General features: G+C 53.6%; 20 protein-coding genes and 1 pseudogene. 18 read left to right on the top strand and 3 right to left on the bottom strand.

Annotated elements, in window-relative coordinates; translation table 11 throughout:
* Nucleotides 1-100: 100 nt before the first annotated feature.
* Nucleotides 101-2,128, bottom strand: a complete 2,028-nt coding sequence (locus tag KHU29_RS12375; protein ID WP_211453106.1) for a DUF3300 domain-containing protein — start codon at nt 2,126-2,128, stop codon at nt 101-103.
* A 279-nt stretch (nt 2,129-2,407) separates the two neighbouring features.
* Here KHU29_RS12375 and KHU29_RS12370 point away from each other — a divergent pair, with 279 nt between their 5' ends.
* On the top strand, nt 2,408-4,441 hold the full coding sequence (locus KHU29_RS12370) for an AsmA family protein (protein WP_211453105.1): 2,034 nt from the start codon (nt 2,408-2,410) through the stop codon (nt 4,439-4,441).
* 73 nt (nt 4,442-4,514) lie between these two features.
* Here KHU29_RS12370 and KHU29_RS12365 read toward each other — a convergent pair whose 3' ends face one another.
* On the bottom strand, nt 4,515-5,816 hold the full coding sequence (locus KHU29_RS12365) for an aspartate carbamoyltransferase (RefSeq protein WP_211453104.1): 1,302 nt from the start codon (nt 5,814-5,816) through the stop codon (nt 4,515-4,517).
* Nucleotides 5,817-6,669: 853 nt separating this feature from the next.
* Nucleotides 6,670-7,542 (bottom strand): annotated as a pseudogene (locus KHU29_RS12360) (LysR family transcriptional regulator).
* Nucleotides 7,543-7,620: 78 nt separating this feature from the next.
* Between KHU29_RS12360 and KHU29_RS12355 the strand changes: the two are divergent.
* From KHU29_RS12355 to KHU29_RS12275, 17 genes are all read left to right on the top strand, one after another.
* A complete protein-coding gene (locus KHU29_RS12355) occupies nt 7,621-9,243 on the top strand; it encodes a GMC family oxidoreductase (RefSeq protein ID WP_211453103.1) in 1,623 nt (540 codons plus the stop codon).
* Nucleotides 9,244-9,466: 223 nt separating this feature from the next.
* Nucleotides 9,467-10,237, top strand: a complete 771-nt coding sequence (locus tag KHU29_RS12350; protein WP_211453102.1) for an ABC transporter ATP-binding protein — start codon at nt 9,467-9,469, stop codon at nt 10,235-10,237.
* Nucleotides 10,237-11,004 (top strand): ABC transporter ATP-binding protein, encoded by a 768-nt coding sequence (locus KHU29_RS12345; protein ID WP_246541901.1) that lies wholly within the window; start codon nt 10,237-10,239, stop codon nt 11,002-11,004. Before KHU29_RS12350 ends, KHU29_RS12345 begins: the two co-directional genes overlap by 1 nt.
* Before the next feature lie 70 nt (nt 11,005-11,074).
* The gene (locus KHU29_RS12340) at nt 11,075-12,283 is read left to right on the top strand and encodes an ABC transporter substrate-binding protein (RefSeq protein WP_211453145.1); all 1,209 of its coding nucleotides are present in this window, start codon (nt 11,075-11,077) and stop codon (nt 12,281-12,283) included.
* A 247-nt stretch (nt 12,284-12,530) separates the two neighbouring features.
* Nucleotides 12,531-13,415 (top strand): branched-chain amino acid ABC transporter permease, encoded by an 885-nt coding sequence (locus KHU29_RS12335; RefSeq protein ID WP_211453101.1) that lies wholly within the window; start codon nt 12,531-12,533, stop codon nt 13,413-13,415.
* Nucleotides 13,412-14,425, top strand: a complete 1,014-nt coding sequence (locus KHU29_RS12330) for a branched-chain amino acid ABC transporter permease (protein ID WP_211453100.1) — start codon at nt 13,412-13,414, stop codon at nt 14,423-14,425. Before KHU29_RS12335 ends, KHU29_RS12330 begins: the two co-directional genes overlap by 4 nt.
* A 259-nt stretch (nt 14,426-14,684) precedes the next feature.
* Entirely contained in the window at nt 14,685-15,458 is a 774-nt protein-coding gene (locus KHU29_RS12325) for a sulfite exporter TauE/SafE family protein (protein ID WP_211453099.1), read from the top strand.
* 218 nt (nt 15,459-15,676) lie between these two features.
* Nucleotides 15,677-17,602 (top strand): tRNA uridine-5-carboxymethylaminomethyl(34) synthesis enzyme MnmG, encoded by a 1,926-nt coding sequence (mnmG, locus tag KHU29_RS12320; RefSeq protein ID WP_211453098.1) that lies wholly within the window; start codon nt 15,677-15,679, stop codon nt 17,600-17,602.
* Between the two features lie 81 nt (nt 17,603-17,683).
* Nucleotides 17,684-18,361, top strand: coding sequence for a 16S rRNA (guanine(527)-N(7))-methyltransferase RsmG (rsmG, locus tag KHU29_RS12315; RefSeq protein ID WP_211453097.1), 678 nt, complete (start codon nt 17,684-17,686; stop codon nt 18,359-18,361).
* Between the two features lie 76 nt (nt 18,362-18,437).
* Complete coding sequence (gene leuE / locus KHU29_RS12310) at nt 18,438-19,073, top strand: leucine efflux protein LeuE (RefSeq protein WP_211453096.1); 636 nt, start codon at nt 18,438-18,440, stop codon at nt 19,071-19,073.
* 22 nt (nt 19,074-19,095) lie between these two features.
* On the top strand, nt 19,096-19,866 hold the full coding sequence (locus tag KHU29_RS12305) for a ParA family protein (RefSeq protein ID WP_211453095.1): 771 nt from the start codon (nt 19,096-19,098) through the stop codon (nt 19,864-19,866).
* A gap of 148 nt (nt 19,867-20,014) precedes the next feature.
* Nucleotides 20,015-20,911: a ParB/RepB/Spo0J family partition protein gene (locus tag KHU29_RS12300; RefSeq protein WP_211453094.1), complete on the top strand. Its 897-nt coding sequence runs from the start codon at nt 20,015-20,017 to the stop codon at nt 20,909-20,911.
* Between the two features lie 301 nt (nt 20,912-21,212).
* Nucleotides 21,213-21,557 (top strand): ATP synthase subunit I, encoded by a 345-nt coding sequence (locus KHU29_RS12295; protein ID WP_211453093.1) that lies wholly within the window; start codon nt 21,213-21,215, stop codon nt 21,555-21,557.
* Nucleotides 21,554-22,378 (top strand): F0F1 ATP synthase subunit A, encoded by an 825-nt coding sequence (gene atpB / locus KHU29_RS12290; RefSeq protein WP_211453092.1) that lies wholly within the window; start codon nt 21,554-21,556, stop codon nt 22,376-22,378. The genes KHU29_RS12295 and atpB overlap by 4 nt, the downstream gene beginning before the upstream one ends.
* A 131-nt stretch (nt 22,379-22,509) precedes the next feature.
* A complete protein-coding gene (gene atpE, locus KHU29_RS12285; RefSeq protein ID WP_011872763.1) occupies nt 22,510-22,755 on the top strand; it encodes a F0F1 ATP synthase subunit C in 246 nt (81 codons plus the stop codon).
* A 67-nt stretch (nt 22,756-22,822) separates the two neighbouring features.
* On the top strand, nt 22,823-23,293 hold the full coding sequence (locus KHU29_RS12280) for a F0F1 ATP synthase subunit B (RefSeq protein WP_211453091.1): 471 nt from the start codon (nt 22,823-22,825) through the stop codon (nt 23,291-23,293).
* Nucleotides 23,294-23,295: 2 nt separating this feature from the next.
* A complete protein-coding gene (locus KHU29_RS12275) occupies nt 23,296-23,835 on the top strand; it encodes a F0F1 ATP synthase subunit delta (RefSeq protein WP_211453090.1) in 540 nt (179 codons plus the stop codon).
* The last annotated feature ends 12 nt before the right edge of the window (nt 23,836-23,847 follow it).

The following is a 23,847-nucleotide window of genomic DNA, read 5'->3' as shown; positions in this document are numbered from 1 at the left end:
AAGAAGGCTGGCTGAACCGTGTGTTCAGCCAGCCTTTTTTGTTGAACGACGGCTTATGGCTAGCTACTCCCGCCGTCCCGATTACATTTTCTCAGCGCGCTCATTTGTGATCGTCTTCCTTCTTTTGGAGGTGGATACCGCCATTGTTATGCGCCTGCTCGTTATTTTGCTGCGGCGGACGTGGCTGCTGGACCTGTGGCTGAGGTTGCGGGCGTGGCTGCATTTGCGGCTGTGGCTGAGGCTGCGGCCTTGGTTGCATTTCCGGTTGTGGCTGAGGTTGTGGCCTTGGTTGCATTTCCGGTTGTGGCCGTGGATGCATCTGTGGTTGCGGTTGCGGCCGCACCTGTATCTGCGGTTGTGGTTGTGGCCGCGGTTCCGGGCGGTTGAATACCTGAGGAGCAGGATTTGCTGGCGGCCGATTCATTTCCTGATGCATTTGCTGGCCGCCATTAGGCCTGTTCTGGAACTGCTCCGGCTGCCGATTCTGCACATTGTGCTGCGGCGGCTGAAATGGCTGTGGCTGTGGCTGTGGCCTTGCCATCTCTGGCACGGCAGGACGGTTGCTGTTCGGCCTTTGCATATTGCCGCCGAAAGGATGCTGGTTCAGGTTAGCGGGCTTTTGCGCTTCCACATTCCTGGGTGGCGCCGGGTGCAGATTCTGCGCGTTTTGCTGTAGCTGATTCGGCATCGGCCTTGCGTTCTGCCCAGGCTGGCCAAAAGCCGGATGTCCCTGTTCGCCGGCTTGCGGCTGATTTGGCGCCGGCCGGACAAATCCCGGGCGCGCCAGCTGATTCAGATTTGGCGCACCGCCGACGCCATTTGCGCCTGGCGGAATCTTGCCGAAATTAGGCTTGGTCATGTTGTTGAAATCCGGCTGCGGATGGTTCTGCCGAGGATTGCCGGCAAGCGGCGCAGCATTCTGACTCATCTGCGGATTCCTCTGCGGTTGTACAGGATTTCCCTGCGCACCGAAGTTAGGCCGGGCTGCATTGAAATTAGGAGCGCCACCGCCCGGCTGGCCAGGGCGCCCGCCATTGGCTAACGCGGGATTGTTGGCAGGGCCGCCCAAATTATTGTGGTTGTTGTTGTTATTGTTGAAGCGGTTGTTATTGTTGTTGTTACTATTGTTATTGATCACCGTATTGTTATTCGTAACGTTATTGGTAACCCGGTTGACGATCGTGGTGGAACGCGACACATAGGTATTGTCGTTATACACAACCGCAGGCCGATGCCAGTTGCCACCGCCGCCATGACGACCACCCCAATGCACATCCCACGAATTCCAATCCCAGTCGTGATGGCTGATAACGCTGCCGACTGCAATCCCCAGCCCGAACGTAATCACGCCGGCGCTCACAATTTCCCCAGGCGGGTAATACACAGGAGCGGGTTCGTAGTAATAGCCGGGATAAACCGGCAGCGGCTCGCCGTAGACCACGCCCGGATTGTAGGCCGGTACATACACTACATCCGGTTCGGCCGGTTCAATCACGATGGTTTCCGGTGGTGGCGGAATCATTTCGGGGCCGTCGTACACCCGCGGCTCACCAGGTGCTTGCGCATAGCCGTAAGCCGGTGCCGGTTCGGCGCGCGGCCTCACGGCAATCCGCAGGTGTTTAGTGTTTTTCAGATTGCCGCTGCTGGCAGCGCGCTGACGCATCACCTGAATTGCGTTCATCACATCGACAGGATCGTTGACATAGGCGTCGCCGAGAGCCGAGGTCCAGGGAATATTGCGGGCCATCTGATCCAGCACGCTAGGAAATTGGGTCAAGCCTTTTACGCTGACGTCCCATGGTTGTTGATTGGCCGCGTCTTGCAGCTGGGTGCCTTTCAGATTCTTGTTCTGCGCCAACCAGTTGTCGGCAGCCGTCACCTGGTCGGGATAGCTGGATGCTGCCAACACTTGCGCCACCAGCTTGTCCGGGAACAAGGCGATCGGGCCGACCAGCTGGTATAGCTGATCAGCAGTTGGCGGAACATACGCAGGAGCAGCTTGTGCCTGCGGCACTTGCGGCGCCAATGCGGCTGGTGTTGTGTCGGCTTTTTTATCGCAGCCCGCGAGCGGCAGCAATGCTACGCACACGCTTAACATCAGCGCCATTGGGGCTTTGTTGTTTTTCATTTTTTCTCCCGACAGCAAGGAATGGATAGTGGTTAGTTACAAGCTAGCACGGCGGATTATCTATGCAACAAGGGGTTACAAACTCTTGCATGTCTCACACTCTGCAAAGAATCATGCCGATTCAGCCTGCATCATTAGTTAACGTTTCCTCATCAGGTCTCGATGACACGGACGATGGCATACAATCATTTATCGACTTAGTATTGCCAAAGCAGCAAACAATACGCCCGTAACACTTGTCAAATTGAACCTTTCCATCACGATGCCCATCACAAATCTATGACTACCCCTATATTTCGACCCGCGCGGCTGTTGTTATGGTCGATCGCCGCGCTGATTGGTTTGGTTGCACTGTGTACGGCATTACTGCTCACGTTCGACTGGAACCGCGCCAAGCCATGGCTCAACGAGCGTGTCAGCGAGGCTACCGGACGCAACTTTGCGATTCGCGGCGATCTGTCATTGACTTGGGAAAAATCGCAAACCGGTCAGGAAAGCTGGCGCCGGTGGGTGCCCTGGCCACGCCTTAGCGCCAAAGATATCGTGCTCGACAATCCCGATTGGGCCAAGACCGGCCCGCATATGGCAGAAATCGGCCAGCTGACATTTTCATTGAGCCCATTGCCGTTGCTGGCCCACAATATCGTGTTGCCATCGCTGGAGCTGAACGCACCGAACATCGCATTGGAACGCAAGCCGGATGGCGCCAATAACTGGACGTTCAAATCGAGCGGGCCGTCTGCCTGGCAGCTTGAACTGCAAAAACTGGTGCTGGCCAAGGGCACGGTGAGATTGCTGGATCCGGTCAGCAAGATCGACATCCAGGCCGATATCGATAGCCTGCCTGTGACAAGCGCGGAAGGTTATGGCATCGGCTGGAAAGTCGGCGGTACGTTTAACAAGGCCGCGGTCAGCGGTGAGGGTAAAGCCGGCGCAGTGCTGTCGTTGCAAAATTCCAGCAAGCCGTATCCGCTGCAAGCCAGCGTCCATGTCGGCAAGACCGCGATTGAAGTGCAGGGAACCTTGACCAAACCGAGTGACCTGGCAGCGCTCGACCTGCGGCTGAAACTGTCCGGCGCCAGCATGTCGAACCTGTATCCGTTGACTGGCATCGTACTGCCGGCGACGCCGCCATTTGCCACCGAAGGACGGCTGATCGGCAAGATCGATCGCGCCGGCGGCGACTGGACTTACGATAAGTTCAGCGGCCATGTCGGCTCCAGCGATTTGTCCGGCACGTTCGAATATATCGCCCAGAAACCGCGGCTGTTGTTGAAAGGCACGCTGCTGTCCAATCAGCTCAGACTGCAGGATCTGGCGCCGTTGATCGGTGCCGACTCGAATGCCAGCAAGGCTAATCGCGGAGACGGTGTGGCTCAGCCTGGCAACAAGGTGTTGCCGGTCGAGCAGTTCGACACCACGCGCTGGGGCAGCATCGATGCCGATGTCAAATTCACCGGCCGTAAAATTATCCGCGACAAAGAGCTGCCGATCCAGGATCTGGTGGCGGACCTGCATTTGAAAGACAGCGTGCTGTCATTGACGCCATTGAATTTCGGCGTGGCGGGCGGCAATCTGATTTCCAACATAAAACTTGATGGCAGAAATAAATTGATCAAGGCCGAGATGAAGATTTCGGCGCGCCATCTGAAAATCAAGCAGCTATTTCCGACACTGGAATCGGCCCAGGCCAGCCTGGGTGAAATAAACGGCGATGCCTCGTTATCGGCGGTTGGCAATTCCGTCGCCAGCTTGCTGGGCAGCGCGAACGGCGAGCTGAAGACACTCGTCAATCAAGGTTCCATCAGCAAGTTCGTGCTGGAAGCGGCTGGCCTGAATATCGGCAATGTAGTGATTTCCAAAGTGTTCGGCGATAAGCAGGTCAAGCTGAATTGCCTGGCCAGCGATTTTGCGGTGACCAATGGCGTCATGGACACCCGCACCTTCGTGATGGATACCGACGATGCGATCATCAACGTCGACGGCAAGATCAATCTGGCTCAGGAGTCGCTGGCCCTGATCATTCATCCGAAATCCAAGGGACTGCGGATTTTCACGCTGAGAACCCCGATACACGTCACGGGCAGCTTCAAGAATCCTGACGTGGGGGTGGACAAGGGTGTACTGGCGTTGAAGGCTGGCGGCGCGATTGCGTTAGCCGTGCTGGCGCCGGTGACTGCTGTGCTGCCTTTGATCAATATCAGCCCGGATCAGCAAAGCGATTGCGCCGGCTTGCTGGCGGAAGCCAGGCAGAAACCGGTAGCACCTCCGCCCGGCAAGACTATGCCGCAAAAGAAGGTGAAGGCGCACTAGGAGGCGCATTTCCCCGCCTTGAGCGACCGGGTAGGGTGGGCACTGGTGCCCTCCCTACAATGAACTGCACATCTCAATCCAGTCCATCAAACACTGCATCGTCCGGCCCCACATGGTGCGGCGAACGCCAGCTGACATCGCGCATCGAATGCTGCACCTGGTTCTCCACGCCTAGCAAAGTGGCAAAGATCGCCATTCTTACCGGTATGCCATTGTCTGTCTGGCGGAAAATCGCCAGGCGTGGATCGTGGTTGAGATCGGTGCTCAGGTCGTTGGCGCCTGGCCGGCCGTCGCGCGGCAGCGGATGCATGACGATAGTGTCGGCGCTGCAACTGGCGTCGATCAAAGCCTGGTTAATCTGGAAATCCGGGGTATAGCCTTCTATCGCCTCATCGGCAAAACGCTCCTTCTGGATCCGTGTGGCATACACGATATCCGCGCCTTTCAATCCTTGCGCCAGGGAAGTCGATTGTTCCACCACGTGGCCGCCGCGTGCAATGCGGTCCAGGATATGGGTGGGCATCTCCAGCGTGGGCGGTGCTATCAAAGTGAATTTCAGGCCGCGATAGAGCGCCAGCAGCTTGATCAGCGAATGCACTGTGCGGCCGTACTTCAAATCGCCCGCCATGACGATATGGGCGCCATCAATCAGTTTCCCTAGCCGCGAGAATTCGCGCTGAATGGTGTACAGGTCGAGAATCGCCTGGCTCGGGTGTTCGCCGGGACCATCACCGCCGTTGATTACCGGGATATTCGTAGCGCGGGCGAATTCGTCGACCGCTCCCTGTTCCGGATGCCTGACCACCAGCGCGTCGACATAACCGCTGATGACACGGCTGGTGTCATAAATCGACTCGCCTTTGGTCATGGAAGAGAAGGTGAAGCCGGTCGTATCGCATACCGAGCCACCCAGCCGGCAAAAAGCCGCCCCAAAGCTGATGCGCGTGCGCGTGCTGGCTTCAAAGAATAAATTGGCTAGTACGGCACCCTCGAGGATGCGCGAGACCTTCTGGCGCCTTGCAATGGGCTGCATGATGTCCGCTACTCTGAACAGCTGTTCGAGCGAGTCGCGCGAAAACTGGTCTACCGACACGAGTTGCGGTTTGCCGTTATGGGAAATCTGCTCGCGTAGTGGTGCGCCTGCTTTCGCCATATATACGCTTTGCGTTAAGGGCGATTGCGTCAGTTCGCTAGCGATGATTTCGTTGACGAATTTGCTGACAATGTCAGGCATGACGCGGAATTCGCCGGATGTTTCCGGGAGCAGCCAAGTATCCAGCGCACGCCTGCGAACACCAATGCGGTCGGAAAAATTGTCCCTGGTAAGGTTCATGCGACGCATGGCATCGCGGAGAAAAGTCTGCTGATCGCTCATTCACATCTCCCTTATATACGCTATGCGTACATTAAGGCTTTGAGTTTCGCTTGTCCAGATTTTTCTTTTCTTTGGCGGTGCTCATTATTTAGGCAGGAGAAAATTTTTCTTAAAAATTGCCTGGCCGGACTTAAAAACAGCGGTAAACAAGCAAATTCAGACAAATTTTTCAATTTTGTGGATAAAGCTGTGGATATCGTGTTTTTCAATTGTGGATATCTGAGAAAGTTTTCCACAACCCTCTTTTTATCCAAGAACTGTTCTTCAGGGATACACCGATTACTCAGCCTTTATCCAAGTCGTAAGTGCTTGAATGAATGGTCAAATTTATAGTTATCCACAGAAAAGCAGGGCGTTAACTACTACTACTATTTATATATATAAATCTTTAAATACAAAACCGAAAAGCTTTTTCTTTTGAAGTTGCTTTAAAAAAATAATTAACAAAAAAAAGTTAAAAAACCAACTTCTCAAAAAAAATTGGTTTTTTGTTCAAGTTCCTTTTGATGAAATTTACAAAAGACATCTACAGCGAAAGTAGAAAAGAAGGAGATTCAGAAAAGCAACTGTGGATAAGTCTTTGGATAACTGCAGGAATCCATTGTGAATAATCGCGTTAGATATCCACACCTCATTTTTTATCCAAGAAATGTTCTTTCCAGATACAAGGTTTACTCAGCCTTTATCCAAGTCGTAAGTGCTTGAATGAATAGTCAAATTCATAGTTATCCACAGAAAAGCACGTGGTTAACTACTACTACTATTTATATATATAAATCTTTAAATACAAAGCTGAAGAAACTGGTTTTCCAAAAAAAGAGGATTTCTGCTCTAAAAAAATGTTTTTAAGACATTAATTACGCCAAATCGTCTTCAATATGGCAAATATCGCAGCTATGACTGGTTCGTCTTTACGTTTATCCAGGGTAATAAACGAAAGTTCGGTGGATAAATTGACCGTATCTGAAATTACGAGGCCATGAGCATGTGCTTCACGCAATGCAATTGACTCACGCACTAAAGATAGACCGACTCCGGATTTCACCAGATCCAGCATCGATGGTTCCTGGTCAACCAAAGCAACTTTGTATTGAGCAAAGGTTTTACTGAGTAAACGATGATGGGCCGACTCTGGCGGCGTCCAAATCCAGGGTAATTCAGCCAAAGCCGGCCAGTCTTTTCCAGAAACACGGCTTTTCCAACCTGATGGTGCAAGCACGCAGTAAGTAAATTGTGTCAGTGTGAGCCGATGGAAAGTTTTGTTTGGTATACCAAGGTAGTAACCGACATCGAGATGGCCTGATTTGATCTGCCGCAGTACATCGTCAGACATGCTGTGTTGCAACTGTGTGGAAAGCTGTGGATAACTTTCTACCAAACGCTGGAGAAAGGTACCGAGCCGGATGAATTCAGGATCGAGAATTGTACCGATCGCGAGTTTTCCGCTCAGGATTTCTGAGCTGTTTGAATGCAGGCTTTCTGCTTGTTGGCGTAACTCGGACACGGCAGCAATTGCACGTTCTGCAAATGGCAGTAACTTGCTGTCATCGTCGGTCAACGTCATGCTACTTGGAATGCGTATAAATAATTGCAGATTCTAGCGGCTCTGCAATGACTTGATTTGCAGGCTGACAGCCGGTTGTGTGACATGTAGTAATTCGGCAGCGCGGGTCAGGTTTCCTTCCCTGGCGACGGTGACGAAGGCGCGAAGTTGGGTAATATCCATTTGATTAATTTTTCATCAGGTGATTTGATTGTTAGCATTTATTAAATAGTATAAATAATTAAAAATAGAAAGAGACGCATGGAAACAGCAGGTAAGTACGACTACATCGTGATTGGCGCGGGCACCGCCGGCTGTGTGTTGGCGAATCGTTTGACGCAGGATGGTTCGGTCAAGGTATTGCTGATTGAAGCAGGCGCAAAAGACGATTACATCTGGATCCACATTCCTGTCGGCTACCTGTATTGCATCAATAATCCTCGTACCGACTGGATGTACCGTACTGAACCTGATGTCGGTTTGAATGGGCGTAGCCTGATTTATCCGCGCGGTAAGGTATTGGGTGGAAGCTCATCGATCAATGGCATGATTTACATGCGCGGCCAGGCCCGTGATTATGATCAATGGGCGCAGCTTACCGGCGATCCGGCATGGCGCTGGGAGCAGGTGCTGCCGCTGTTTAAAAAGAGCGAGGATCACTACGGCGGCGCTAACGAATTCCACGGCGCGGGCGGTGAGTGGCGCGTTGAAAAACAGCGTTTGTCGTGGAAAATCCTGGATGCTTTCCGGGATGCCGCGGCTGAAGTCGGCATTCCCAAAGTTGACGACTTTAATCGCGGCGACAATGAAGGATCCGGCTACTTTGACGTCAACCAGAAACGCGGCATTCGCTGGAATGCAGCCAAGGCGTTTTTGCGTTCAGCCAGCGGCCGCGGCAACTTGACGATCATGACTGGTTGCCAGGTAAAGCGCCTGTTGCTGGAGCGTGGCGAGCAGGGGCTGGTGTGCAAAGGAGTTGAGTTTTCCGGTGGCGGCAAGGAGTGGCATGCCGAGGCCAGCCGCGAAACTTTATTGAGCGCGGGCGCTGTAGGGTCTCCGCAAATTTTGCAATTGTCAGGCATCGGTCCGGCGGCGCTGTTGCAGCAACATCAAATTCCGGTCATGCAGGATACGCCAGGCGTGGGCGAGAATCTGCAAGATCATCTGCAGATCAGGATGGCGTTCAAGATTAGCGGCGTCAAGACCCTGAATACGATGAGTAACAGCTGGTTTGGCAAAGCGAAAATCGGCATGGAATATTTGCTGAGGCAGAGCGGACCGATGTCGATGGCGCCTTCGCAATTGGGGGCGTTTGCCAAATCCGATGCGATGCAAGCGACTGCAAATCTGGAATATCACGTGCAACCTTTATCGCTGGAGAAATTCGGCGATCCTTTGCACGCGTTTCCAGCCTTTACCGCCAGCGTCTGTAATTTACGCCCGACCTCGCGCGGCCATGTGCGGATTGGCTCCGGTAGGGCAGAGGGTGCGCCAAAAATCACGCTGAATTATCTGGATACCGATGAAGACCGCAAAGTGGCGGCGGCTTCGCTGCAACTGACCCGCAAGATCATCGCAGCGCCGGCGCTGCAAAAATATGCGCCGGAAGAATTCAAGCCTGGCATGCAATACCGGACTGAAGAGGAATTGATCAAGGCCGCCGGCGAGGTCGGCACCACGATTTTTCATCCGGTAGGGACTTGCAAGATGGGCCGCAGCGACGATCCGATGGCGGTGGTGGATAGCCAGCTCCGGGTCAAAGGCGTGGCCGGATTGCGCGTGGTTGATGCCTCCGTGATGCCGACGATCACTTCCGGCAATACCAATTCGCCAACCTTGATGATTGCGGAAATGGCAGCAAAATTCATAAAGGAAGGCCGCTAGGAGGAAGAATCAAACAAAATTTGGTTTCCTGACATAAATATTTAGCAAACTATTTTGTCAGGCATAGTTAATTTCTGTAAAGTTTTTGTATAGTATTTCTACGTATTGCTCCAGTAGAGTGGCACCGGTAGTATCCATAAAAAAATATAAGGCTGATAAGATGATTGCCATTTCATCTTTGAACCAGGAATGTTCCGAACAAGCAATATCAATAGGAGACCAGATGACCGACATCATCTTGGAGACAAAAAATCTGACCAAGGAGTTCAGGGGGTTTACGGCCGTCAATGGCGTTAACTTGCAGGTCGAGCGCGGCCATATCCACGCACTGATCGGTCCCAACGGGGCAGGGAAGACGACTTGCTTCAATCTGCTGACTAAATTCCTGGTGCCGACTTCCGGCCAGATTCTGTTCAACGGCCGCGACATCACCACCGAAGCGCCGGCCCAGATCGCCCGCCAGGGGATCATCCGTTCCTTCCAGATTTCTGCTGTTTTCCCGCATTTGAGCGTGATGGAGAACGTCCGCATAGGATTGCAGCGCACACTGGGGACTTCTTTCCATTTCTGGAAAAGCGGCAGTTCGCTGGCGCAATTGAACGAGCGCGCGATGGAATTGCTGGCAGAAGTCGACCTGACCGAATTTGCCGATACCCTGACAGTCGATCTGCCATACGGCCGCAAGCGGGCGTTGGAGATTGCCACCACCCTGGGCATGGAGCCGGAACTGATGCTGCTGGATGAACCCACGCAAGGCATGGGACACGAAGATGTCGATCGGGTCACGGCGCTGATCAAGAAGGTATCTGCCGGCCGCACCATCCTGATGGTGGAGCACAACATGAATGTGGTGTCAGGCATCTGCGACAAGATCAGCGTGCTGCAACGCGGTGCGATGCTGGCGGAAGGCCGCTATGAAGAAGTCTCGAAGAACCCGTTGGTAATGGAAGCCTATATGGGCACCACTACCGAGGTACTGGCAGGAGCGCATTGATGTCTGCAGTTGAATCCCCACAATCTCCATCTGTCGGCGCGGCTGCAAAAGGTACGCTTGGTACGCCTGCGCTCGATATCGAAAATCTGCAAGCCTGGTATGGCGAATCGCACATTTTGCACAATGTGAACCTCAGTGTGCACAAGGGCGAAGTGGTGACGCTGCTGGGCCGCAACGGCGCCGGCCGCACTACTACCATGCGCGCGATCATGGGCTTGACCGGTGCGCGCAAGGGTTCGATCAGGATCGGCGGGGTCGAGACGATCGGCCTGCCGACCCACAAGATTGCGCATCATGGCGTCGGTTATTGTCCTGAGGAGCGCGGCATATTTTCTTCCTTGTCGACGGAAGAAAACCTGTTGTTGCCGCCGTCGCTGTCGACCACTGAAAAGGGCATGTCTGTCGAAGAAATCTATGACATGTTTCCCAACCTGAAAGAACGCAGGAACAGCCAGGGTACGCGGCTGTCCGGCGGTGAACAACAGATGCTGGCAGTTGCGCGCATCTTGCGCACCGGCGCGCGTTTGTTGTTGCTGGATGAAATTTCCGAGGGCCTGGCGCCGGTGATTGTGCAAACGCTGGCACGCATGATCACCACGTTGAAAGCCAAGGGTTACACGATCGTGATGGTTGAGCAGAACTTCCGTTTTGCAGCGCCTTTGGCAGATCGTTTTTATGTGATGGAGCACGGCCAGATTGTCGAGTCGTTTGCGTCGTCGCAGCTGGAAGAAAAGATGCCGGTGTTGAATGCACTATTAGGTGTGTAGTTTTTGGGCAGATGGAGTCTCGGTGATTGCGAGATGACGAGTCGTTTAAAAAATGGAGAAGACAATGAATATCAAATTAAAGACTTTGGCAGTCGCGGTGAGTAGCACCATCGCTCTCGGTTTTGCGGCGCCGGCATCGGCGCAGATTTCCGGGGACGTTATCAAGATCGGCTTCATCACCGACATGTCGAGCGTCTACTCCGACATCGATGGTCCTGGCGGCGCCGAGGCGATAAAGATGGCGATTGCCGATATGGGCGGCAGCATCAACGGTAAGAAAATCGAACTGGTGACGGCCGATCATCAGAACAAAGCCGACATCGCATCGAGCAAGGCACGCGAATGGTTTGACCAGCAGGGACTGGACGTGCTGATCGGCGGCACCAACTCCGGTACGGCTCTGGCGATGGCAAAGATTGCTGCTGAAAAGAAAAAGCCATTCTTCGAAATCGGCGCCGGCAGCACGCGCCTGACTAATGAAGAATGCACGCCTTACACCGTGCACTATGCTTACGATACCTACGCCTTGGCCAAAGGCACCGGCTCGGCCGTGGTTAATCATGGTGGCAAGACCTGGTATTTCCTGACTGCCGATTATGCGTTTGGCGCCTCGCTGGAAAAAGATACGACCGCGGTGGTGAAAGCTGCCGGCGGCACCGTATTGGGCGCGGTCAAGCATCCGCTCAACGCTTCCGATTTCTCTTCATTCATGCTGCAGGCGCAATCGTCCAAAGCGCAAATCATCGGCCTGGCGAATGCCGGCGGCGACTTGATCAATGCGGTCAAGGCTGCGAATGAATTCGGTGTTACCAAGAACGCCAAGCTGGCCGGTTTGCTGGTGTTCATCAACGACATCCATTCGCTGACGCTGAAACAAACTCAGGGCATGTACCTGACCGACAGCTGGTACTGGGATCAAAACGACGAGTCGCGCAAATGGGCCAAGCGTTATTTCGAAAAAATGAAAAAGGAGCCATCCAGTTTGCAAGCTGCAGATTATTCCGCTGCGATGCAATACCTGATAGCGGTCAAGGCAATCGGCACGGATGACGGCGAGAAAGTCATGGCGCACCTGCGCACCGCCAAGTTCAACGACATGTATGCCAAGAACGCTTATCTGCGCCCGGACGGCCGGGTAGTGCATGACATGACGCTGTATCAGGTCAAGGCGCCGGCTGACTCCAAATATCCTTGGGATTACCTGACCAAGATCCAGACCATCCCAGGCGAACAAGCTTTCACCACCAAGGCCGAGAGCAAGTGCGGATTGTGGAAATGATATAGCAGCTCTGCAGTAACCGCACTTGACCTTGGTTAAGAATCAAGCTCAAGGACCGAGGTCGAGAACCAAGGTCGAGGACCAAGGTCGTATGCGTGGTCCGAAGATATGCCTGGCGCATCATCAACCTGATGCCGGCCTGCACATTTCTGATGAGATGTGCAGGCCGGTGCGCTGTTTGATATTTTTTTGATGCGCTGTTCGATAGTTCTTCACTCGCCCGAGTGATTTTTTTGATGACATTGCCATGGAAATATTCGGCATTCCCTTTCAAGCCTTGATGAGCCAGTTGTTGCTGGGGCTCGTCAACGGTTCGTTTTACGCCATGCTGTCGCTCGGCCTGGCCGTGATCTTCGGCCTGCTCAACGTGATCAATTTCGCTCACGGTGCGTTGTACATGATGGGCGCGTTCCTGGCCTGGATCGGCCTGACTTATTTCAATCTGAATTACTGGGTGATGCTGATCCTGGCGCCGCTGCTGGTGGGCTTGTTCGGCATCGTCATAGAGAAGACCATGCTGCGCTGGCTGTACAAGCTGGATCATCTGTACGGCTTGCTGCTGACTTTCGGCATCACCTTGATGGTGGAGGGTATCTTCCGCTCCTTCTACGGCGTCTCAGGCCAGCCGTTTTCGGTTCCGGACCTGCTGAATGGCGCTACCGATCTCGGCTTCATGGTGCTGCCGAACTATCGCGCCTGGGTGGTGGTGGCGTCACTGGCGGTGTGTTTCTCAACCTGGTTCGTGATTGAAAAGACCAAGCTCGGCGCTTATCTGCGTGCCGGCACCGAGAATCCGAAGCTGGTTGAAGCGTTCGGCGTCAACGTGCCGCTGATGGTGACCTTGACCTACGGCTTCGGCGTCGCTTTGGCGGCCTTTGCCGGGGTGCTGGCGGCGCCGGTGATCCAGGTCTCGCCACTGATGGGTTCGAACCTGATTATCGTCGTATTCGCCGTTGTAGTGATCGGTGGCATGGGTTCCATCATGGGATCGATCATTACCGGCCTGGCGTTAGGCGTAATTGAAGGATTGACCCGCGTGTTTTATCCGGAAGCGTCGGCCACGGTGGTGTTTATCGTGATGGCGATTGTGCTGATGATCCGGCCCGCAGGCCTGTTCGGTAAAGAGAAATGAGCGGAGCAGCTATGAGGATGAGTATGAGTATGGATACCAAGAAGATCGGCTACGGTTTGCTGTTAGTCGCCTTACTGGCGGCACCGTTCGGCATTTATCCGGTGTTTCTGATGAAGGTCATCTGCTTTGCGCTGTTTGCCTGCGCTTTCAATCTGCTGATCGGCTTTACCGGTTTGTTGTCGTTTGGACATGCTGCGTTTTTCGGTGGCGCCGGTTACATTGCAGGTTATACGCTGACGACTGTGGGCTTGCCAACGGAAGTCGGGCTGATTGCCGGAACTGCCGCGGGTGCCTTGATCGGCCTGGTGATGGGTAGCCTGGCGATCCGTCGCCAGGGGATTTATTTCACGATGATCACCTTGGCGCTGGCGCAGATGCTGTATTTCGTTTGTCTGCAAATGCCGTTCACCGGTGGCGAGGATGGTTTGCAAGGCGTACCGCGCGGGCATTTGCTCGGCTTTATCGATCTCGGCAATGACTTGAGTTTGTACTATGTGGTGCTGGCGATTGCCGTGGCCGGCTTTGCGCTTATCGTGCGTACCGTGAATTCTCCGTTCGGCCAGGTATTGAAAGCCATCAAGGAAAATGAACCGCGCGCCATCTCGCTGGGCTACGACGTCAATCGTTACAAGCTGCTGGCCTTCGTGCTGTCGGCGGCGTTGTCCGGTTTGGCCGGTTCTACCAAGACGCTGGTGCTGGGCTTTGAAACGCTGACCGACGTGCACTGGACCATGTCCGGGCTGGTGGTATTGATGACGCTGGTAGGTGGCTTGGGCACTATCGTCGGGCCGATTGTCGGTGCGGTGATCATCATCATGCTGGAAAACAAGCTTGGTGATATAGGCAACTGGCTGGCATCTGTTACCCACATCGACTGGTTTAGCGGGTTGGGCGAATCGGTGACTATCGTTACAGGCTTCATTTTCATCGTTTGCGTGTTGGCGTTCCGGCGCGGGATTGTGGGGGAGATTTCTGCTTTGATTGATAAGCGATCTTCCGAGAGTAGATGATGTAATCCTGATCGGTTTTTAAAGGCCCGTACGCAGCTTAGCTGGTACGGGTTTTTTTGTTTCTGTCTGCTTAAATAATAGGCAGGTATATCAATGTTGCTTATCCAAACTTTTCGATCCGAACCTTTCAAGTTTTTCTGGCCAATCGAAATACTTGGATAGCTATGACTAAATAACATATCCATCCAGCATGTCTACTTAGCCTCAGGCACGTAAAATTGCATGTCTTCAATATTCGTCAAACTTCGTTTGCCACACCATGCCTGAGTTATTTCCCGATTTTCTTATTTTGGCTATTGCCAGTTTCGTTGCAGGTCTGATTGATGCCGTGGTTGGAGGAGGGGGCTTGATCCAGATTCCAGCCCTGTTCTCGATGCTGCCCAATACCGCGCCGGCCACCATTTTCGGAACCAATAAACTGGCAGGGATATTCGGCACTAGCGCTGCCGCGATCAATTTCGCCAAGCGGGTCAAGCTGGCGTGGAGCGCTGCACTACCGGCTGCTGGAGCGGCATTTTTGCTTTCGTTCCTGGGTGCTTATGTGGTCACCCATATACCGACCGAGGCGATTCGTAAATCTCTGCCTTTCATTTTGCTGGCTGTCGCCATATACACGGTGAAGAAGAAAGATTTCGGCAGTATCCATGCTCCCCTTCATACCGGGTCGAAAGAGAAGTTGTTAGCGGTATTGATCGGCGGCGGCATCGGATTTTATGACGGTGTTTTTGGCCCTGGTACAGGTAGCTTCCTGATTTTCCTGTTTGTGCGATTTTTTGGTTTCGATTTCCTTGCTGCATCAGCCGTATCCAAGGTTATTAATGTCGCGACCAATTTGGCTGCCTTGCTTTGGTTTGGATATAGCGGACATATCATCTGGCAGCTTGGATTGATAATGGCTATCTGTAATGTCGCTGGGTCATTGGTCGGTACGAGGCTTGCACTCAAGCATGGCAGCGGTTTTGTGCGGAAGCTATTTTTGCTGGTGGTATCGGTATTGATTTTGAAAACTGGTTACGACGCCTTCCTTAAGTAGATACTAGATATGTAAATCAGTTTTGAGAGCGGCGATTGTTTCACGTGAAACAATCGCCGTTTTGTTCTCACGTTTTCAAAAATCCGATATTGCAATGTTTCACGTGAAACATCTGTTGTGTTGTTGAGCGGCATAGTGATCCGGAGTGTAGGCGAGGGCTGCATGCTTTATAATCACGCCTCTGCTCACCGTTTTTCATCGTCTCCAAGAGGCGCACTATGCTTTTTCCTACACATTTTGACGTAATCGTCGTTGGCGGCGGTCATGCCGGCACCGAAGCCGCACTGGCATCCGCTCGCATGGGCCAAAAGACTTTATTGTTGACCCACAATATCGAGACCTTGGGCCAGATGTCGTGCAATCCTTCAATTGGTGGGATAGGTAAGGGCCATCTGGTAAAAGAGGTCGACGCCATGGGTGGTGCGATGGCAATTGCCACCGATGAAGCCGGTATCCAGTTCCGTATCCTGAACTCCTCAAAAGGACCGGCAGTACGCGCAACCCGCGCGCAAGCCGACCGCATCTTGTACAAGCAAGCGATTCGCTCACGCCTGGAAAACCAGGAAAACCTTTGGTTGTTCCAGCAAGCCGTGGATGATCTGCTGGTAGAGGGCGATCGCGTGGTTGGCGCCGTGACGCAAGTTGGTATCCAGTTCCGGAGCAGGGCAGTGGTGTTGACCGCTGGTACTTTCCTGGATGGGAAGATCCACGTTGGTCTCAATAACTATTCCGCTGGCCGTGCCGGAGACCCACCGGCGATTTCCTTGTCGGCGCGTCTGAAAGAATTGAAGTTGCCGCAAGGCCGCCTGAAGACAGGCACGCCGCCACGTATCGACGGCCGTACTATCGATTTTTCTGTAATGCAGGAACAACCGGGCGATCTCGATCCGGTGCCGGTATTTTCCGTGATGGGCAATACCGCGATGCATCCGGCGCAATTGCCATGCTGGATTACCCATACCAACCAGCAAACGCATGACATCATTCGTGCCGGCCTGGATCGCAGCCCGATGTATACGGGCGTGATAGAAGGAGTAGGGCCGCGCTACTGTCCGTCAATCGAGGATAAGATCCACCGCTTTGCCGGCAAGGATTCGCACCAGATATTCCTGGAGCCGGAAGGCTTGACCACCAACGAGTTTTATCCAAATGGCATTTCGACAAGTTTGCCATTCGATGTGCAGCTGGCCTTGGTGCATTCGATGCGCGGCTTGGAGAACGCTCACATCCTGCGTCCAGGCTACGCTATCGAATACGACTATTTCGATCCACGTGGTTTGAAGGCTTCGCTGGAAACCAAATTGATTCAAGGCTTGTATTTCGCCGGGCAGATCAACGGCACCACAGGTTATGAAGAGGCTGCTGCCCAAGGCATGCTGGCCGGATTGAATGCCGCACTGCAAACACAGGAGCGCGATGCCTGGACTCCACGCCGCGACGAAGCTTACCTTGGCGTATTGGTCGACGACTTGATTACCCAAGGCGTCCAAGAGCCTTATCGCATGTTCACCAGCCGCGCCGAGTATCGCCTCAGCCTGCGTGAAGATAACGCCGACTTGCGCCTGACCGAGATTGGCCGCCAGTTGGGTTGTGTCGGCGATGCGCAATGGGCGCAGTTCGAGAAAAAGCGTGAAGCGGTGGCGCTGGAAATGGAGCGCCTGCGTTCGACCTGGGTGAATCCCCGTATCGTGGCCGAAGCAGAAGCTGAGCGTTTGCTCGGCAAGGCCATTGAGCGCGAATATTCCCTGGTCGATCTGTTGCGCCGGCCAAACGTTACTTATGATCAACTGATGACGCTCAAGGGTATCGATGGCCAGGATCTGGGTGGTCCCGGTGTGCAGGATGACACGGTCAAGGAACAAGTCGAGATCCAGGTTAAATACGCCGGTTACATCGACCGCCAGGCGAAGGAAGTAGAGCGCCATGAGAACAATGAAAACCTGAAGCTGCCTGCCGATCTGGATTATATGGACGTACAAGCCTTGTCGATCGAGGTACGCCAAAAGCTGAACCAGCACAAGCCGGAAACTTTTGGCCAGGCTTCGCGGATCTCCGGCGTTACGCCGGCGGCATTGTCACTGCTGCTGGTACACCTGAAAAAGGGTGGCATGAAGCGTCTGGGTGCTGACGATCAGGCTGCCTGATTAGCTAATTGCTTAGTTACGTAATTGCTTAATAATCAACTACCATCAAGGTAATTGCCGGGATATACAAGGAGTGGCACCATGAGTTCAACGCAGACCGCGCCGGCGGCACAGCAAGCGCTGGAAGCGAGCCTGCAGCAAGGTGCGCAAGCATTGGGAATTGCATTGGATCAGCAACAGCAGCAGCAATTGCTGGCTTATCTGGCATTGTTGGCGAAGTGGAACCGGACCTATAACCTGACTTCGATCCGCGAACCTGCGCAGATGATGACGCACCATTTGCTGGACTCTCTGGCGGTGGTGCCGGCCTTTGCGGCGGCGGAACATGTGCTGGATGTCGGCTCCGGCGGCGGCCTGCCAGGGGTGATCCTGGCGATCTGGGCCGCCAAGGCGAAGCCGGCGATGCGGGTGTCGATGATCGACACGGTGCACAAGAAAACGGCATTTCTGACGCAAGTCAAAGCCGAGCTCGGCCTTGGCAACGTCACCGTGCATACCGCAAGAGTAGAGCAGTTGCAGGTAGCGCAAAAATTTGATGTGATCACTTCCAGGGCATTTGCCGAACTGGCGGATTTTATTAACTGGTCGGCGCATTTGTTGACGGATAATGGCCAATTCATCGCCCTCAAAGGCGTACAGCCGGACGAAGAAATCGCCCGTCTGCCAGCCGGTTGGCAAGTAACGGAAGTGCAGCCATTGGCGGTGCCGGGACTGGATGCGGAACGCCATCTGATTTTTATCAAGCGCAGTGCAGCGTAGACATGGCAGCAATACCAGGCAACAGTAAGGTAGTCGGACTAATCTCAGCCAGATTCATCACAGGAGTAAATTCATCATGGGCGCCTTGTTTCATACTCTCGGCATTACAGATGTCTGGCAATTGATCGTTGCCACCATGGTGTTTCTGATGCTGCCGGGCGCAGGTACTTTTTGTATCCTGACCAGCGCCGGCCGGCATGGCGTGCGCGGCGGCTATGCTTCGCTGTTCGGCATCATGATGGGCGACGCCGTGCTGATGTTTTTGGCAGCGGTAGGCGTAGCAGCCTTGCTGACCGCGAATCCGCTGGTGTTCAAGGGCGTGCAATATCTGGGCGCGGCTTATCTGGCCTACCTCGGCTGCAAATTGTTATTTGCCAGGAAAGGCGGTGACGCCAGTGCCGCCGTCGGCTTTGCCGGCGCCGGTAATTTTTCCCGCGGCTTCCTGGTGACATTGATCAATCCCAAGGCGATTGTGTTTTACATGGCGTTTTTTCCGCTGTTCATCGATCCGGCGACGCAGCGCGGCAGCCTCACATTCCTGACCATGGCTGCAATCATCTCCAGTTGCGCACTGTTTTACGGTAGTCTGCTGGTACTGCTCGGGAACACTGCTGCCAAACGCCTGGGACACAATCGCCGTATCGCCGCATTCGCCTCCAAAGCCGCGGGAATTTTCCTGATCGGCTTTGGCATCAAATTAACGACTAACTAAATCACGACCTTCATACCAATACATGGCAAAAATATTTTGTGTCGCCAATCAAAAGGGCGGGGTCGGTAAAACCACCACCGCCGTCAATCTGGCCGCTGGCCTGGCGCAACTGAATCAACGCGTCTTGCTGGCCGATCTCGATCCACAGGGTAATGCCACCATGGGCGCGGGGATCAACAAAGGCACGCTGACGGCTTCGATCTATGAAGTGCTGTTGGGAATGTCGGATATCAAAACGGTGCGCAAAACTTCAGAGACGGGTCGTTTTGACGTGCTGCCGGCAAATCGCGAACTGGCCGGCGCTGAAGTGGAAATGGTCGAACTGGAAAATCGCGAGAAGCGTTTGAAAGACGCGTTCATCAGCGTTGCAGACGAATACGATTTCATCCTGATCGATTGTCCGCCGGCGCTTTCGATGCTGACCTTGAACGGTTTATGCGCAGCGAATGGGGTAATCATCCCGATGCAGTGCGAATACTATGCGCTGGAAGGCTTGTCGGACCTGGTCAACACCATCAAGAAGGTGCATGCCAATCTGAATCCCGACCTGAAGATCATCGGCCTGCTGCGCGTCATGTTCGATCCGCGCATGACGTTATCGCAACAGGTTTCTGAGGAATTGGAAAAGCACTTTGGCGATAAAGTGTTCAAGACGGTTATCCCGCGTAATGTGCGCCTGGCGGAAGCGCCTTCATATGGCATGCCGGGAGTCACTTTTGACGCGGCTTCCAAGGGCGCACAGGCTTATATCGCCTTTGGCGCCGAGATGGTGGAACGTATCAAGACAATGTAATACATAAGTTGTACACCGGCTATACACCGCCTATGCACAGACTTATACGCAACTGATCAACAGCTTATTAATACGGTTGCAAACAGGGTTATCAACAGAGTTATCCACAGCCCGTTGTAATGTAATCAGTAATTTACGGTAGGAAAAGATGGTCACGAAAAAATCAAAAGGACTGGGCCGCGGCCTGGAAGCTCTGCTGGGCGGCTCCACCGATATCACGGAAGCCGTGCCGACTATTGTCGGCGCGCCATCGGTATTGGCGGTCACTGTCATGCAAGCCGGCAAGTACCAGCCGCGTACGCGCATGGATGAGGGTGCCCTGGCCGAACTGGCGGCGTCGATCAAGGAGCAGGGCTTGCTGCAGCCGATCCTGGTGCGGCCGATCGCCTTGCACAATGGTTCCCAGCACTATGAAATCATCGCTGGCGAGCGGCGCTTTCGTGCGGCTCAGCTAGCCGGCCTGATCGAGGTGCCGGTGCTGGTCAAGGATGTCGACGACCAGACCACCGCGGCGATGGCGCTGATCGAAAACATGCAGCGCGAAGACCTGAATCCGCTGGAAGAAGCGCAGGGTATTCATCGCCTGATTACCGATTTCAGCTTTACCCACGAGCAGGCGGCGGTATCGGTAGGGCGTTCGCGCAGTGCGGTCTCGAATCTGTTGCGTCTGCTGAACCTGGCCAAGCCGGTGCAAACCATGCTGATGGCCGGTGATATCGATATGGGCCATGCGCGGGCGCTGCTGGCGGTGGATGCGGCAACCCAGATCACGCTGGCCAACCAGGTCGTGGCCAAACGGATGTCGGTGCGCGATACCGAAAAGCTCGTGGTGCGCACCACCACCGAAGCCGATGCAGCCAGCCGGCCTGCCAAAACCAAGGAAAAGTCGCGCGATATCGCCCGGCTGGAAGAAGAATTGTCAGATTTGCTGGCGACTCAGGTAACAATCAAGACCGCGGCCAAGAATCGCGGCCAGCTGATTATCGATTTTTCCGATCTGGATACGTTGGATGGTTTGATTGCACGCCTCAAAGGTGCTGAATAAAAACGCAAAACGGAAAAAATAGGGCGGTCTCACAATATTGGTGCATGGATCACAATCAAATTGACTGCCGATCCGATTGTACGGACCAGCAAGGCCGACCATTTAAAGCCAATCCAGGTGTTGCATAAGCTTATGATTCGGCAGCAAAAGTTTGACGAAAGCCGCGGCCAGCCTTTATAATCCTCGGGCTTCTAAAACAGCCGTAGACTAGAATGAGCTGGAGGAAATTAGCTGCGCTGCATCGACCACGATGCAATCGCGTTCTGTTCGGCGAGTAGCTTTCGCACAATATTGGGTCAGTATGCTGCGCATCGTGCTTACGCAATTTATTACTACGGTCGTGCTGGCAGCTGTGGCAGGTTTACTGGCCGGCGTATCCGGATTTTGTTCCGCGCTTTTAGGTGGTGTGTGCTGCGCGGTTCCCAACGGACTGTTTGCTCTCCGTCTTTACATCAGCGCGCGCAAACCAGGTGGCGCCAATCCGATGTCTTTTTTCATCGGCGAGTTTGTCAAAATTGCTACAACGATTGCGCTGGTTGGCGCGGTCGTATGGTTGTATCACGATTTGAATTGGCCGGCATTTATCGTCAGCTTCATTGTGGTACTCAAAAGTTACATAATTTTACTTTTTAGACATCGATCATGACTGTAGCTCCAAGCGAAGCACTAACCCCCTCAGAATATATTGTCCATCACCTCGGACATTTTTCCACTGGCCATCAATCCAAGATAGTCGATTTTTCGATTATCAATATCGACACGATTTTCTGGTCGGTATTTGCCGGCGTAGTTGGTTGCCTGCTGATGTATCTCGCCGCGCGTAAAGCGACGGCGGGCGTGCCAGGACGTTTCCAGGCTTTCGTCGAAATGGTAGTCGAGATGGTCGACGATCAAGCCAAGGGCATCGTCCACGGCGATCGCAGCTTTATCGCACCGTTGGCGCTGACAGTATTCATCTGGGTTGCCTTGATGAACTCGCTCGACTTCCTGCCGGTCGACATGTTCTCCAGCCTGTTCAAGCTGGTTGGCCTGGACGGCTTCATTTCCCATCATCGCGTAGTGCCGACCGCCGACTTGAACGGCACCATGGGCATCGCCCTGGGCGTACTGGTGCTGATGCTGTACTACAGCTTCAAGATCAAGGGCATCGGCGGTTTCCTGCACGAGCTGGTCGCCGCGCCTTTCGGTATCTGGCTTGCTCCAGCCAACCTCTTGTTGAACGTCATTGAATTTGCTGCAAAAACCGTGTCGCTGGCGATGCGACTGTTCGGCAACATGTATGCCGGTGAATTGCTGTTCCTGTTGATCGCGCTGCTGGGCTCCACCGCTACTGCGTTTGGTTTTGTCGGCCACGTGATTGCCGGTTCTATCTGGGCGATCTTCCATATCCTGATCGTGTTGTTGCAAGCGTTTATTTTCATGATGCTGACTCTGGTGTATATCGGCCAGGCACATGAGGCTCACTAAAGAGCCAGAGCGCCGGTTTTGAATTTGTAGTTTTAGTTTTAGATCTGTTTTCAGTATTAGTTTCAGTATTGGTTTTTTGTATTAATTTTCTGTATTAATTTTTGTATTCACTTAACTTTGAAGGAATTGTCATGACTGATCTGTCTTTTGTTGCTTTGGCTTGTGGTTTGATCATCGGTTTGGGCGCTATCGGTGCTTGTATCGGTATCGCAATCATGGGTGGTAAGTACCTCGAAGCATCGGCACGTCAACCAGAACTGATGAACACCCTGCAAACCAAGATGTTCCTGCTGGCCGGTCTGATCGACGCTGCGTTCCTGATCGGTGTTGGTATCGCTATGTTGTTCGCATTCGCAAATCCGTTCATCGCTAAGTAATTTAATCGAGCGTAACCGAATCGGCTGAAAGCATTTCAGCCCACGTTATTCTGAGAAGGAAATTACTGTGAACTTAAATGCAACATTGTTTGCGCAGTTCCTGGTCTTCTTCATCCTCGCCGGCTTCACGATGAAATTCATCTGGCCGCCGCTGATGAAAGCGCTCGATGAGCGCGCCAAGAAGATCGCGGACGGCCTGGCAGCCGCTGATCGCGGCAAGGCAGATCTGGCAGCCGCTGAAAAGCGTGCTTCGGCAGAACTGGCAACCGCGCGCGACGAAGGTCAAAAGCGTATTGGCGAAGCTGAAAAGCGCGGTCAATCGATCGTCGACGAAGCCAAGAAAACGGCTTCCGAAGAAGCTGCCCGCATCATCGCTAACGCTAAAGCCGAAGCGGAACAGCAAATGACTAAAGCACGCGAAGCTCTGCGCGGTGAAGTTGCGACCCTCGCGGTCAAAGGCGCCGAACAGATCCTCAAGCGCGAAGTCGATACAGCGGCACATGCCGATTTGCTGAACCAACTGAAAACAGAGCTGTAATCATGGCTGAACTTGCAACGATTGCTCGTCCTTATGCAGAAGCACTGTTCCGTGTGGCCAAGTCGCAAGACCTGGCTGCGTGGGCGGATCTGGTTGTCGAGATGGGCCAGGTAGCGGCCAATTCCGATGTCAAGGCGCTGGCGCACAATCCTGCGCTGACGCATCAGCAAATCGCCGATACGTTCCTGGCGCTGTTGAAATCGCCGCAAGCAGCCACCGCCGAAGTGAAAAACTTCGTCGCGACGCTGGTTGATAACGGTCGTTTGATCGCGCTGCCGGAAATCGCCGAGCAATTTCAAGTGCTGAAGAACGCACAAGAAGGCGCTGCGGATGTCGAGATCACCAGTGCTTTTGAAATGACAGAAGCGCAAGTGAAAGATTTGACCGCCACGCTGGAAAAGAAGTTCGGCCGCAAGCTGAACCCATCGGTAACTGTGGATAACTCGCTGATCGGCGGCGTACGTGTAGTAGTCGGCGATGAAGTGCTCGACACCTCGGTGCGCGCCAAGCTGCAGGAACTGCATGCTGCCCTGGCTGCGTGATCATCGATTGGC

This window comes from Collimonas antrihumi, assembly GCF_018304965.1.
GTDB lineage: Bacteria > Pseudomonadota > Gammaproteobacteria > Burkholderiales > Burkholderiaceae_D > Collimonas > Collimonas antrihumi.
This window is presented reverse-complemented; position numbering and strand designations above follow the sequence as displayed.

Bases quoted from the DNA above. Each gene is read 5' to 3' on its own strand.
- KHU29_RS12375 (WP_211453106.1), bottom strand. From the start codon at position 2,128: ATGAAAAACAACAAAGCCCCAATGGCGCTGATGTTAAGCGTGTGCGTA.
- KHU29_RS12370 (WP_211453105.1), top strand. From the start codon at position 2,408: ATGACTACCCCTATATTTCGACCCGCGCGGCTGTTGTTATGGTCGATC.
- KHU29_RS12365 (WP_211453104.1), bottom strand. From the start codon at position 5,816: ATGAGCGATCAGCAGACTTTTCTCCGCGATGCCATGCGTCGCATGAAC.
- KHU29_RS12355 (WP_211453103.1), top strand. From the start codon at position 7,621: ATGGAAACAGCAGGTAAGTACGACTACATCGTGATTGGCGCGGGCACC.
- KHU29_RS12350 (WP_211453102.1), top strand. From the start codon at position 9,467: ATGACCGACATCATCTTGGAGACAAAAAATCTGACCAAGGAGTTCAGG.
- KHU29_RS12345 (WP_246541901.1), top strand. From the start codon at position 10,237: ATGTCTGCAGTTGAATCCCCACAATCTCCATCTGTCGGCGCGGCTGCA.
- KHU29_RS12335 (WP_211453101.1), top strand. From the start codon at position 12,531: ATGGAAATATTCGGCATTCCCTTTCAAGCCTTGATGAGCCAGTTGTTG.
- KHU29_RS12330 (WP_211453100.1), top strand. From the start codon at position 13,412: ATGAGCGGAGCAGCTATGAGGATGAGTATGAGTATGGATACCAAGAAG.
- KHU29_RS12325 (WP_211453099.1), top strand. From the start codon at position 14,685: ATGCCTGAGTTATTTCCCGATTTTCTTATTTTGGCTATTGCCAGTTTC.
- mnmG (WP_211453098.1), top strand. From the start codon at position 15,677: ATGCTTTTTCCTACACATTTTGACGTAATCGTCGTTGGCGGCGGTCAT.
- rsmG (WP_211453097.1), top strand. From the start codon at position 17,684: ATGAGTTCAACGCAGACCGCGCCGGCGGCACAGCAAGCGCTGGAAGCG.
- leuE (WP_211453096.1), top strand. From the start codon at position 18,438: ATGGGCGCCTTGTTTCATACTCTCGGCATTACAGATGTCTGGCAATTG.
- KHU29_RS12305 (WP_211453095.1), top strand. From the start codon at position 19,096: ATGGCAAAAATATTTTGTGTCGCCAATCAAAAGGGCGGGGTCGGTAAA.
- KHU29_RS12300 (WP_211453094.1), top strand. From the start codon at position 20,015: ATGGTCACGAAAAAATCAAAAGGACTGGGCCGCGGCCTGGAAGCTCTG.
- KHU29_RS12295 (WP_211453093.1), top strand. From the start codon at position 21,213: ATGCTGCGCATCGTGCTTACGCAATTTATTACTACGGTCGTGCTGGCA.
- atpB (WP_211453092.1), top strand. From the start codon at position 21,554: ATGACTGTAGCTCCAAGCGAAGCACTAACCCCCTCAGAATATATTGTC.
- atpE (WP_011872763.1), top strand. From the start codon at position 22,510: ATGACTGATCTGTCTTTTGTTGCTTTGGCTTGTGGTTTGATCATCGGT.
- KHU29_RS12275 (WP_211453090.1), top strand. From the start codon at position 23,296: ATGGCTGAACTTGCAACGATTGCTCGTCCTTATGCAGAAGCACTGTTC.